The 12422-nt window shown below is 34.6% G+C and carries 11 protein-coding genes; all 11 read left to right on the forward strand.

The annotated features are described in order from the left end of the window. The 11 genes from CaldiYA01_RS02970 (at position 1) to wecB (ending at position 12384) form a co-directional block, all read left to right on the forward strand. Positions 1–1596, forward strand: a complete 1596-nt coding sequence (locus CaldiYA01_RS02970; RefSeq protein WP_207181186.1) for a spore germination protein — start codon at positions 1–3, stop codon at positions 1594–1596. Beyond that, positions 1593–2699 (forward strand): GerAB/ArcD/ProY family transporter, encoded by a 1107-nt coding sequence (locus CaldiYA01_RS02975; protein ID WP_207181187.1) that lies wholly within the window; start codon positions 1593–1595, stop codon positions 2697–2699. The genes CaldiYA01_RS02970 and CaldiYA01_RS02975 overlap by 4 nt, the downstream gene beginning before the upstream one ends. After that, positions 2689–3984 (forward strand): Ger(x)C family spore germination protein, encoded by a 1296-nt coding sequence (locus tag CaldiYA01_RS02980; protein WP_207181189.1) that lies wholly within the window; start codon positions 2689–2691, stop codon positions 3982–3984. The genes CaldiYA01_RS02975 and CaldiYA01_RS02980 overlap by 11 nt, the downstream gene beginning before the upstream one ends. A gap of 71 nt (positions 3985–4055) precedes the next feature. Further along, positions 4056–4748: a stage II sporulation protein R gene (gene spoIIR / locus CaldiYA01_RS02985; RefSeq protein ID WP_207181190.1), complete on the forward strand. Its 693-nt coding sequence runs from the start codon at positions 4056–4058 to the stop codon at positions 4746–4748. 178 nt (positions 4749–4926) lie between these two features. Next, positions 4927–5454, forward strand: coding sequence for an adenine phosphoribosyltransferase (locus CaldiYA01_RS02990; protein WP_207181192.1), 528 nt, complete (start codon positions 4927–4929; stop codon positions 5452–5454). Positions 5455–5483: 29 nt separating this feature from the next. Further along, a complete protein-coding gene (locus CaldiYA01_RS02995; protein ID WP_207181195.1) occupies positions 5484–7664 on the forward strand; it encodes a RelA/SpoT family protein in 2181 nt (726 codons plus the stop codon). Positions 7665–7669: 5 nt separating this feature from the next. Further along, positions 7670–8119: a D-aminoacyl-tRNA deacylase gene (dtd, locus tag CaldiYA01_RS03000; RefSeq protein WP_207181196.1), complete on the forward strand. Its 450-nt coding sequence runs from the start codon at positions 7670–7672 to the stop codon at positions 8117–8119. A 39-nt stretch (positions 8120–8158) separates the two neighbouring features. Then, entirely contained in the window at positions 8159–8755 is a 597-nt protein-coding gene (locus CaldiYA01_RS03005) for an MBL fold metallo-hydrolase (protein ID WP_207181198.1), read from the forward strand. Between the two features lie 108 nt (positions 8756–8863). Next, positions 8864–10279 (forward strand): coproporphyrinogen III oxidase, encoded by a 1416-nt coding sequence (locus CaldiYA01_RS03010; RefSeq protein WP_238480581.1) that lies wholly within the window; start codon positions 8864–8866, stop codon positions 10277–10279. 17 nt (positions 10280–10296) lie between these two features. Continuing rightward, positions 10297–11199, forward strand: coding sequence for a radical SAM protein (locus CaldiYA01_RS03015; protein ID WP_207181213.1), 903 nt, complete (start codon positions 10297–10299; stop codon positions 11197–11199). Positions 11200–11226: 27 nt separating this feature from the next. Then, entirely contained in the window at positions 11227–12384 is a 1158-nt protein-coding gene (gene wecB, locus CaldiYA01_RS03020; RefSeq protein ID WP_207181215.1) for a non-hydrolyzing UDP-N-acetylglucosamine 2-epimerase, read from the forward strand. The last annotated feature ends 38 nt before the right edge of the window (positions 12385–12422 follow it).

The raw sequence follows: 12422 nt of genomic DNA on the forward strand, positions 1-12422 counted from the left end.
ATGGGATTTATTGAAATAATAAAACGAAGAAAAGAAAGAATTAGAAATAGCCAAAAGAAAGAGACAAAAGAATATATTTGTGCTCAAGAGAAAATTTATACGTCTATTGACAATAATCTAAATTATTTGAAAGAGGTACTCATAGATAATGATGATATTGTTATAAGAGAATTTTTAGCAGGTGATGTAAAATGTGCTACTGTATTTGTAGATGGGCTTGTTAATAGAGAAATTATAGATAGAGATGTAATAAAACATCTTATGGTAGAGATACAACTATTTGATAAGAATATTTCTCAGAATGAAGTCTATAGCAAGATATTAAATACCCTTCTTGCTACATCTGATATAAAAGAGTTAACAAGTTTTAAGGATGCCATTTTAGACCTTCTATGTGGTGAAACACTTCTATTTATCGATAAATCTGATAAAATAATTAGAATTTCAACACGAAATTTTCCTAATAGAGGAATACAACAACCAATATCAGAAAATGCAGTAAGAGGACCTCGAGATAGCTTTAATGAGGTTGTGAGATTTTCAACAGCTCTTATCCGAAGAAGAGTAAGGGACACAAGGCTTAGAGTAAAAAATTTAAAACTGGGAAGAAGGTCAAAAACTGATGTGTATCTTATATATGTAGATGACATTGTGGACAAGGACATTTTAAATGAGGTAAAGCAAAGACTATCAAGAATTGATATTGATGCAATAATGGAGTCTGGCATGATAGAACAATTTATAGAAGACGACATATTTTGCTTATTTCCAACAATTCAACATACAGAAAGAGTTGATACAGCAGTTGCTGCTCTTTATGAAGGAAGGATTGTTATTTTAACTGATAATACAAACTTAGCACTTATTGTTCCCGCAACATTTACCACATTTATACAACACTCAGAGGATTACTATGAAAGGTGGCATATTGCAACGGTTATACGAATTTTAAGGATTTTTGCAGCAATTTTAGCCATGACCTTACAAGGGTTTTATATCTCGATATCCTCATTTACCCCAAGTATGATACCTCCTGACTTAGGTTTGTTTATTGCAGCAACAAGAGAGGGTGTGCCAATCCCAGTATTTTTAGAGGCACTTTTTTTAGAGTTTATGCTTGAGCTTTTAAGAGAAGCAGGCTTGAGACTTCCAGGACCAATAGGACAAACAATAGGCATTGTAGGCGGGCTTATAATAGGGCAGGCTGCTGTGCAAGCAGGAATTATTTCGCCAATAATGGTCATACTTGTTGCAACAACTGCAATTGCATCATTTGCTATCCCAGCATATAATTTTTCAATTTCCCTAAGGCTTTTTAAATTTGTTTATATTCTTGTCTGTGCTGCTTTGGGTCTTTATGGATTCATACTGTTAAGTCTAATAATTATCGGTAATTTAGTAAAAACAAAAAGTTTTGGAGTACCATATTTGTCACCATTTGTCTCATTTGAGATTATGGATTACAAGGACGCTATTGTAAGACTCCCGACAAGATATCTCTGGGCAAGACCCATATTTGCTTCAACCCAGCAGAAAATAAGGATGCTTTATGAAAGAAGTCTAGATTATGCATCGGCAGGTGAGGATAAAAAATGATAATAAATGACAATGACAAAATTTCTAGTTTTCAGTGTTTTGTGCTGTTGGTATCTGTTATGATAGGAATTGGTATAATGTTTATGCCTGCATCTGTTGCAAAAGCATCAGAACAAAATGGCTGGTTTGTTGTGATGCTTGGTGGGATATTATCTTTTTTAGTTTTTCTTATAATATTTAGAGTCACTATGATAAATCCTGATGTGACTATAATTGAACTTTTAGATAAGGCATTTGGAAAGATTCTTGGAGTTGTTTTTTCATTTGTATATGTAGTTTACTTTATAATCTTTTCTGCTTTTGAAGCAAGACTAATTACAGAGACAGCTAAGGAATTTTTATTTACACTCACACCAAATGAAGTTTTAATTATTACATTTCTTTTTACTTGTGCTTATATTTCAAGATATGGAATAGAAGTGATTGCACGCATGTGCGAAGTTTTAATGCCAGGAATTGTACTGATAATTATTGTTTTAAGCTTTTTTGTGTATCAAAAGCTTGACTTTTCAAATCTTCTTCCTGTTTTAAACATTCCTTTTACAAAACTCATTAAAGGAATTGGTACGACAATTTTTAGCTTTCTTGGTTTTGAAGTATTTTTATTTTTTATGCCATATGTAAGAAGAAAGGATAAACTAATCAAGAGTGCTTTTTTTGGATTTCTTGTTACAATCTTGTTATATGAGATTATAGTAATTTTTGCGACAGCTGATTTTGGCTCAAAAGTAGTACAAACCATGGTATGGCCGACACTAAATCTTTTTAGAGATGTAACAGTTTTAGAAATAGTTATTGAAAGACCTGAAAGCATTGTTGTTGCCCTATGGATGATTACAACTTACACCACAGAGATTATATTTTTAATGACTACAGGATTGATTTTGGCAAGAATTTTTAACACAAAAGAACATAATTTCTTTGTTTTTATTCAGTTACCATTTATTTATATTTTATCATTAATACCACAAAATATATCAGAAACACAAAAATTTATGGATTATTTTAGTTATTTTTTTGCATCTTTCACTGTATTATTATTACCTTTGGTAACCCTGGTTATTGTCTCAATAAAAAAGAAGGTGAAGAAATATGAAACATAGTAAAAAAGCAGTATTAGGCGTTTTAATAGTAATTTCAATGCTTTATTTATCTGGCTGCTGGGATAGGGTTGAGATAGAAGACAGGGGTTACATTCTTGCACTTGGTGTTGACAAGTATGACCCAAGTGATTTGAAGAAGTACGAAACGAGTGAATATATTAATCTTGATAGAAAAACTCAAAAATTTTCTCCTGAACAAAAAAAGCCAGATATAAAGACAAACCAGAAAGGCATTGATCCCCAAACAAAAAGAAAAGTAAAGCCTCCTCTTCCAAGCAGTAAAAATCAATACAAGTTTGCAGTGACAGTACTTTTCCCAAACCTCAGAACTATAGGAAAAGATTCAAAGTCAGATGAACAAATGAGATTTTTATTTGTAAGACCTACAAACAATGTTGTTGGAATTAGAAACTATCTTGAAAGAGAAATAAATAAAAGACTATATTATGGATATTTAAAAGTAGTTGTTTTTGGAAAGGACCTTGCTAAAGACTCTGGACTTGTAAGAGAAGTTTTGGATGGACTTAACAGAGAAAGTGATATTCCACAGAACACATATTTACTTGTTTCTGAAACAACTGCAAGAGACATACTTAACACCATGCCACTTGTCCAACCTGTAACTGGTATTCATCTTTTTGAAATATCCAAAAATGCTTCAATTTATGGTAGGGTTATTGATACTCCATTGGGCCAAGTTGTGAATAGTTTTATAAATTCAAATTGTGCAGTTATATCAAGAGTAGAGCCTGGAGTTGAAACATTGAAAATAGCCGGTGCTGCTGTATTTAAAAATTTTAAATTTGTAGGTTGGATAGATGAGAAGCAGCTTCAAGTTTATAAACTTCTGATGGGGAAGGCTCAACATGCATTTTTTGACGATTTAAAATACAAATCTTCGTATATTCCGTTTGTGACAACAGAAATACAGGTAAGAAAAAAAATAAAGGATGATAAAGATAGATTAAGGATTATATACAACTTGCGGATAGAAGGTGAGGTTACCGAGTTTGTTTTCAAAAGTGGTTATAAAGTGTTGGATGATCCTATGAGACGGTTTATACAAACTGAGCTAAATAGAATAATAAAGCAAAGATCGCAACAGCTATGTTATATATTAAATGTAAAGTACAATGCAGATGTATTGGGAATAGGAGACTTTATATCTAAACACAGACCGAAAGAATGGGAAAAACTAAAAAAAAGCTGGGATACTGAACTGAAGAAAATTAAAGTAGAAGTAATACCAGATGTGAGAATTCGTAGAAGTGGGACGGCATTTTAAATTTTATGTATAAAAAGTGTTTTTAGAGTAAATGCTAAAAATAGAAATAAAAATACGAGAGGTAAGAATATATGATAAAAAGATATTTCTTTTCTAAACCTTATTTATTGCCATTAATTTTTTCAATAATAATATTTACGATAATTTTTGAATATTTAAATTTTGAACAAATTGATAATTTACAAAAAAGTCTATCAAAATCAGTTTTAAGACTTCATATATTAGCAAATAGTAACTCAAAAGAAGACCAGAAACTAAAAATTTATGTACGGGATAAAGTAATAGAATTTTTATCGAGAAATATTGATTTTTCAAAGAGTAAATATGAAGTTATAAAAGAAATCAGTAATAAAAAGTTTCAGATTGAAGATTACATTGAGAAGGCTATTAAAGAAAAAGGGAAAAACTATAATGTAAAAGTAAGTATTCAAAGAGATTTATTCCCAAACAGAGTTTACAATAATTTTCTTTTCCCATCTGGTATTTATGACTGTGTTAGAGTTTTTATAGGTGATGGGAAAGGAAAGAACTGGTGGTGTGTTATATTTCCGCCGCTTTGCATAGTAGATGAGACAAAGTTAGAACTTCCAGCTGAGGCTAAAAAAGAGCTCAAAAGTTCACTTTCCAAAAAAGAATATTTGATTGCAACAAGCTATGGGAGCGTAGACAAAATACCTGTAAAGCTTAGACTTAAAATATATGAGATTTTGAAAACGAAATTTTACAAAGAAGCATGGTTTAAACGAATTTTTAGGAGTATTTAGACTTCAAATTCAGTATTAAGTCAGTACCTCAGAAAGCTCTTTTAGCAAAGCTTTTTGTTAGCTTGCTGAAAGAGCTTTTTATTTTTTGATATTTAGAGTATTTAAAAAATACAGTTTTTTTTGATATACTTAATAACGTAGTAATCAAAAAATCTCAAAGTAATAGGAGGAAGATTTGATGAATCTTAAAGAAAAATTCAGACATGTTTTGAATTTTCCCAAAGAGGGTATAGATTTTATTGATATAACAACAGTTTTACAGGACAAAGACGCTTTCAAATACGCTATAGACTCTCTAGTAGGTTTGGTCAAAGACCTTGACTTTGAACTCATTGTGGGACCTGAATCAAGAGGGTTTATATTTGGGGCGCCTGTTGCGTACGTGCTTAACAAAGGTCTTGTTCTTGTCAGAAAGAAAGGAAAGCTTCCATATAAAACAGTGTCTGTTGAATACGAGCTTGAGTATGGGAAAGATGTGCTTGAGATGCATATTGATGCAATAAAACCTGGTCAGAAGGTTGTAATAATCGATGACCTTTTAGCAACAGGAGGTACAACACTTTCAAACATAAAGCTTGTTGAGAAACTTGGTGGTGAAGTTGTGGGTATTGCATACCTTGTTGAACTCACATACCTCAATGGGAGAGAGAATTTAAAAGGGTATGATGTCAGGTCTGTTGTCCAGTTTGAATCTTCTTTGATATAAAAAAGTGGACCTAAAAGAGGTCCATCGAGGTGAAATTGGATTTGGGTGATAAGTTAAATGAGTTGATAGAAAGGGTAAAAAAGTACGCATCAGAGGAAGATATTAATCTTATAAAAAAAGCATTTGAATTTGCACAAAAGCATCATGATGGACAGTCAAGAAACTCTGGCGAACCGTATATAGTACATCCTCTTGAGGTTGCACTAATTTTAGCAGATTTAGAGCTTGACATTGCATCAATTGTTGCTGGACTGTTACATGATGTTGTGGAGGATACTTCTGCATCTTTAGAAGATGTAGAAAGTGAGTTTGGGAAAGAGGTAGCCGAGCTTGTAGATGGTGTTACAAAACTTGGTAAACTTGAATTTACAAGTAAACTTGAAAGACAAGCAGAAAACTATCGCAAGATGCTTATTGCAATGGCAAAGGATATAAGGGTCATCTTGATAAAACTTGCAGACAGACTTCACAATATGCGAACCTTAAAGTACCTTCCTCCTGAAAAACAGAGACAAAAAGCTCAGGAAACAATTGACATATATGCTCCGCTTGCCCACAGACTTGGAATTTCAAAAATAAAGTGGGAACTGGAAGATTTGTCCTTGCGCTATCTTGACCCTGAAGGCTATTATGATCTTGTTGAAAAAATTGCAAAAAAGAGGGTAGAAAGAGAAGAGTATATAAAGAAAATTATTTCGCTTATCTCAGAAAAACTCAAAGAAGCAAATATTGAGGTTGGCCAGATAGACGGAAGACCAAAACATTTTTACAGCATCTATCGTAAAATGAAAGAGCAGGGAAAAACTTTAGAAGAGATTTATGACCTTTTTGCTATCAGGATCATTGTAAATTCAGTAAAAGATTGTTATGGTGTACTTGGAATTATCCACACACTATTCAAGCCCATGCCGGGCAGGTTCAAAGACTACATTGCGATGCCAAAACCGAACATGTACCAGTCACTTCATACAACTGTGATAGGACCTGAAGGTGAACCATTTGAGGTGCAGATAAGAACGTTTGATATGCACAAGACTGCCGAGTATGGTATTGCTGCGCACTGGAAGTACAAAGAGGGAAGAATAAAATCCACTGATGAGGATGAGAAGTTTGCTTGGCTCAGAGAACTTCTCGAGTGGCAGAAAGAGCTCAAAGACGCAAAAGAGTTTATGGAATCTTTGAAGATAAATCTGTTTTCTGATGAAGTGTTTGTATTTACTCCGAAAGGTGATGTTATAAGCTTACCACAGGGTTCAACACCGATAGACTTTGCATATGCAATTCACAGTGAGATAGGCAACAAGATGGCAGGCGCAAAAGTAAACGGCAAGCTTGTTCCCATTGATTATGAGCTCAAAAATGGTGATATTGTCGAGATTATTACATCACCAAACGTCCATGGTCCAAGCCAGGACTGGCTCAAGATTGTCAAGAGTCCTCAAGCAAAGAGCAAGATAAACGCATGGTTTAAAAAAGAAAAAAAAGAAGAAAATATTCAAAAAGGCAAAGACATATTGGAAAAGGAGCTCAAAAAGCTAAATCTACCTTTACAATTTGCTCTAAAAGAGGATGTGCTGCAGACAGTTTCGCAAAGATATGGCTACAGAACTCCTGAAGACATGTTTGCTGCACTTGGGTATGGTGGCATCACAGCTACTAAAATAGCACTGAGAATAAAAGATGAGATAAAGAAATATATCAAAGAAGATGAACAAAAAGAATTTCAGATCGAAAAGCCAAAACCTGCGAGGGCTTCATCGAGTAACGGAATACTTGTAAAAGGTGTTGAAAATGTTCTTGTTAGATTTGCAAAATGTTGTAACCCGGTACCTGGCGATGAGGTGATAGGATACATCACGAGGGGAAGAGGTGTTTCAATCCACAGGCGTGATTGTCCAAATGTTGAACAGTATTTAAAAGAGCCAGAGAGGATTGTTGAGGCTGAATGGAATGTGACAAAAGATGCAAAGTTTGACGCTACAATCAACGTTCTTGCAAACGATAGGACAGGAATACTGATGGACATAACAAACTTGCTTGGTGAGAATAAGATTTCAGTGAAGGCTATACAGGGAAGGACCACGCGAGACAGGATTGCCAATATCAATCTTACTGTTGAAATAAGTTCCACAGAGCAGCTCGAGAAGATTATAAGAAAGCTGAGAAAGATTGACAGTGTATTTGAGGTGCAGCGAGTAAAAGGAGGCTAAAGAATTTGAGAGCTGTTGTGCAAAGAGTTAAAGAAGCTTTTGTTGTAGTTGAAGGCAAAGAGGTTGGAAGAATCCAAAAAGGTCTTTGTTTGCTTGTTGGGATTGCTCAGGATGATACAGAGGAGGATGCTGATTATCTTTGTGAAAAGATTGTAAACCTTAGAATATTTGAGGATGAGAACTCAAAGTTCAATCTTTCTTTGATGGACGTGGGTGGTGAAGTTTTGGTTATCTCAAACTTTACAGTGATGGGCGATGCAAGGAAAGGAAGAAGGCCAAACTTTATGTTTGCAGCAGAAAAGGAAAAGGCAGAAAGGCTGTACAACTACTTAGTTGAAAGGCTTAAGGAGAAGGTTAAAAAGGTTGAGTGTGGAGTTTTTCAAGCGCACATGGAGGTAGCTATTTTAAATGACGGACCTGTAACAGTTTTGCTTGACAGCAAGAAGGTTTTCTGAGAAGGTTTTTTCTAGAAAGTAGAGGGGGTAAAGAACTTGATGTTTTTAAAATGTATTGAAGTTGGGGATGTTGTAACAAATTGTTATGTGTTTGGGAAAAAAGAGGTTGTCATTATTGACCCGGGAGATGATGCAACAAAAATTGAGAGCATTATTGTTGAAAATGACCTTATTCCCAAAGCCATATTTTTGACGCACGGACATTTTGACCATTTTTTAGGTTGCTCTTATCTAAAACAGAGGTTTAAACTGCCAATTTATGCGCACAGTGCTGAAAAAGAGATATTGTCAAATCCAGCATACAACCTTTCGTATCTGATTGGTTCAGAAATAAAGATAAACTGTGATGGGTACTTTGAAGACGGAGATGTATTTGAATTTGCTGATTTTTCATTAAAAGTTTTACATACCCCTGGGCACACACCTGGTTCGAGTTGTTTTTTGTATGATAACATCTTGTTTTCGGGCGACACGTTGTTTAAGGACTCTTTTGGCAGGTGTGACCTTCCGCTTGGAGATGAAAATCAGATATTTGAGTCTATAAAGGGAAAACTTTTGGTGCTTCCTAGAATAACAAAAGTGTATCCAGGGCACGGTGTGCCAACTACCATTGGTGATGAGCTTAAAAACTTTTAATAAATACATTGCTGACTTATAGCACAAAATAATGCTATAAGTTTTTTATTTTTATTGTGCGAATATTGTGCGAAAAATCATTTTTTACAAAAAGGGGTAGAGCACAATTTGAAAATAACATATTTTTCTAACAGCCAAAGGTTTTTGTATGATTTTCAGCATATAATAAGGGCATTTTATCCCGGTGCGCAGGTAAAGTTTGGTCATGGCGGAGACATTCATTTTGAGGCGTATTTTGAAGAAATGAAAGTATTTTTAAAACTCCAAACGCAGGATAAAACCATTCAAAAAGATTTTGTGTTAGTTAGTGATGAGCACGAGTCAAAAAGGATATTTGGTAAAAACCTTTATGATCTTTTAAAGCAAGAAACAAAAAAAGAGCTTCCCTGGGGGATTTTAACAGGAATAAGACCTACGAAGATTGTGTACCCTCTGTTGGATCAGAGTCTGAAAGAGGAAGAAATATACAAGTTCATGCAAGAAGAATATTATATTTCTGATAAGAAATCAAAACTTCTTTTAAAGGTTGCAAAGAATGAGATGAGCATTTTAAGTAAACTTGAGCCTTCTTCGGCTTGTTTGTACATAGGTATTCCAATATGCCCAACTAGGTGTCTTTACTGTTCTTTTTCATGTCATGAGATGACAAGGCAGGTAAAAAGTTTATTAGGAATGTATACAGATAGTCTCATTTGTGAACTTGAAAAGACATATCAGAAAATAGATGAAAATAAGAACAGAATTGTTGCAGTCTATTTTGGCGGTGGAAGTCCTGCAGTGTTGGGGATTGAGAATATAAAAAAGATTTTCACAAATCTATTTGAGAATCTTGAAAAAGACTATATTCGAGAGATCACATTTGAAGCAGGAAGACCTGATACAATTGACGAAAAGCTTTTGCAATATCTAGCAGAGATTAACCAAGATTTGAATGTCAGGCTTTGTATAAATCCTCAAACTTCGAACGACAATACTTTAAAGATAATAGGTAGAAACCACACGTTTGAGGACATAAAAAGAGCATTTGCGCAAGCTTACGAATATGGCTTTAAAAATATAAACAGTGATGTGATACTAGGGCTTCCTGGTGAGGGTGAGAATGATTATAAAAAAACAATTGAAGATGTTTTAAAGCTTTTTCCTGCTTCAATTACCGTTCACACACTTTCTGTAAAAAGGGCAAGCCTTTTGAGATTCAAATGGAATGAATATGAGTTTATGGATGAGGAGACTGTAAATAGCCTTCTTGATTGGACACAAGATATCTTGGAGGAGCACGGCTACATTCCATACTACATGTACAGGCAGAAAAATATGATAGGGAACTTTGAGAATGTTGGATACTGCAAAAGAGGGTTTGAAGGGCTTTACAATGTGATGATAATACAGGAAAAGCACAATATCTATGCATGTGGTGCAAAAGCTGTATCAAAGTTTGTGTATGAAGGCGACAGGATTGAAAGGGTTTTTAATCCTGCTGACATAAAACTCTACATTTCAAGGATACTGAATATTGATGTTTGAAAAGGGGGAGGGGCTTTTTGCTTTCCCAACAGCTTTTAAAAAGCTGCAGCATATGTCCGCGGGAGTGCAGGGTAAATCGAATTGAGGGCGAGACTGGTTTTTGCAAAATTGCAGGTGGTATAAAGGTTGCCAAAGCCTTTTTGCATTTCTGGGAAGAGCCATGTATCTCGGGTGAAAATGGGTCTGGCACGGTATTTTTTTCTGGGTGCAATATGGGATGCGTGTTTTGCCAAAATTATGAAATAAGTCAAATGAGGTTTGGAGTGTTTATAGATGTAAATAAACTTGCTACTATCTTTTTGAACCTTCAGTCAAAAGGTGCTCACAATATAAACCTTGTGACGCCAACCATTTATGTTCCATATATAGTTGAGGCAATTGACATTGCAAGGGGAAAGGGTCTTAGAATTCCCATTGTGTACAACACATCTTCATATGAAAAACCAGAAACCATAGAACTTTTGAGAGGATATGTGGACATATTCTTGCCAGACTTTAAATATTTTGATGATGAGATTGCAAAAAAGTATTCCAATGCTCCTCGGTATTTTGAATTTGCATCAAAGTCAATATTAAAAATGTTTGAACTTGTTGGAGATGTTGTAATAGAAAATGGTATAATGAAAAAAGGTGTTATAATTCGCCATTTGGTACTTCCAATGCACACAAATGATTCTATAAAGATTTTAAGCTGGATAAGAGACAACTTAAAAGGCAGGGTTATGCTGAGCCTTATGAGCCAGTATTATCCTATGTACAGATCGAAGGAATTCAAAGAAATTTCAAGAAGGATTACAAGAAGAGAATATCAGAAAGTTGTAAACTTTGTGCTCGAAAATGGTCTTGACTATGGGTACATTCAGGATAAAGAAGCAGCAACAGACAAATACACGCCTGATTTTGACTTGGAAGGCATATGAAAACTACAAGAGAGGATGGGCTTTTAAATGATAAAGACACTCATTGTATTTGGAACAAGACCTGAGGCAATAAAGATGGCGCCACTTGTGAAGGAATTACAGAAAGATTCTAATTTTGATGTCAAAGTATGTGTCACAGCACAGCACAGACAGATGCTTGACCAAGTGTTAGAGATTTTTGATATAAAGCCTGATTATGACCTTGATATAATGAAACATAACCAAAGTTTATTTTCTATAACATCTGACGTACTTTTGAGATTTGAAAAGGTTTTAGAGAAAGAAAGACCAGACATTGTCCTTGTGCATGGAGATACCACAACCACATTTGCAGCAGCTCTTGCAAGTTTTTATTTTAAAACAAAAGTAGGACATGTTGAGGCGGGTTTAAGAACATACAACAAATATTCACCTTTTCCAGAAGAGATGAACAGAAAGCTCACGGCAGCGCTGTGTGACCTTCATTTTGCACCCACAAAAAGGGCAAAGTTAAATTTGATGTCAGAAGGGGTAAAAGAAGAAACCATCTTTGTGACAGGTAACACTGTGATTGATACACTTAAATTTACTGTGAAAGAAGACTATGTGTTCAAAGAAGAAAGTCTAAACAATATAGATTTTTCAAAAAAGATAATTCTTCTCACTGCTCACAGGAGAGAAAATTTTGGAAAACCACTTGAGAATATATTTGAAGCTGTGCTGAAAATTGCAAATGAGTTTGACGATGTGGTTTTTGTATACCCTGTACATCTAAATCCGAATGTCAAGAATGTTGCGTACAGGATTTTAAAAAACCATCCAAGAATAAAACTGATAAATCCAATTGACGTTGATGATATGCACAACCTCATTGCAAGAAGCTATTTGGTTTTAACAGACTCTGGTGGGCTTCAGGAAGAAGCACCGTCTTTGGGCAAACCCGTAGTTGTTCTGCGTGACACAACAGAAAGACCAGAAGCTGTTTTAGCAAGAACAGTTGTAATTGCAGGGACCCAGAAAGATAAGATAGTTCAGATTGTTACAAAACTTTTAACAAATAAAGAAGAGTATCTTAAGATGGCAAAAGCTGTGAACCCTTACGGGGATGGAAATGCTTCAAAAAGAATAAAAAAAGCACTTTTATTTTATTTTGGGGAAAGCAGTATGAAACCTGAGGAATTTTATGGTAGCGATATGTTTGTGTAAGAAATGTGTTTAAAAATAGCGCTTTAATGCCGATTATA

The organism is Caldicellulosiruptor diazotrophicus, from assembly GCF_017347585.1.
Classification (GTDB): Bacteria; Bacillota; Thermoanaerobacteria; order Caldicellulosiruptorales; family Caldicellulosiruptoraceae; genus Caldicellulosiruptor; species Caldicellulosiruptor diazotrophicus.

Excerpts from the sequence above, each read along its gene's own strand:
- CaldiYA01_RS02970 (WP_207181186.1), top strand. The coding sequence starts at position 1 with ATGGGATTTATTGAAATAATAAAACGAAGAAAAGAAAGAATTAGAAAT.
- CaldiYA01_RS02980 (WP_207181189.1), top strand. The coding sequence starts at position 2,689 with ATGAAACATAGTAAAAAAGCAGTATTAGGCGTTTTAATAGTAATTTCA.
- wecB (WP_207181215.1), top strand. The coding sequence starts at position 11,227 with ATGATAAAGACACTCATTGTATTTGGAACAAGACCTGAGGCAATAAAG.
- spoIIR (WP_207181190.1), top strand. The coding sequence starts at position 4,056 with ATGATAAAAAGATATTTCTTTTCTAAACCTTATTTATTGCCATTAATT.
- CaldiYA01_RS02975 (WP_207181187.1), top strand. The coding sequence starts at position 1,593 with ATGATAATAAATGACAATGACAAAATTTCTAGTTTTCAGTGTTTTGTG.
- CaldiYA01_RS02990 (WP_207181192.1), top strand. The coding sequence starts at position 4,927 with ATGAATCTTAAAGAAAAATTCAGACATGTTTTGAATTTTCCCAAAGAG.
- CaldiYA01_RS03005 (WP_207181198.1), top strand. The coding sequence starts at position 8,159 with ATGTTTTTAAAATGTATTGAAGTTGGGGATGTTGTAACAAATTGTTAT.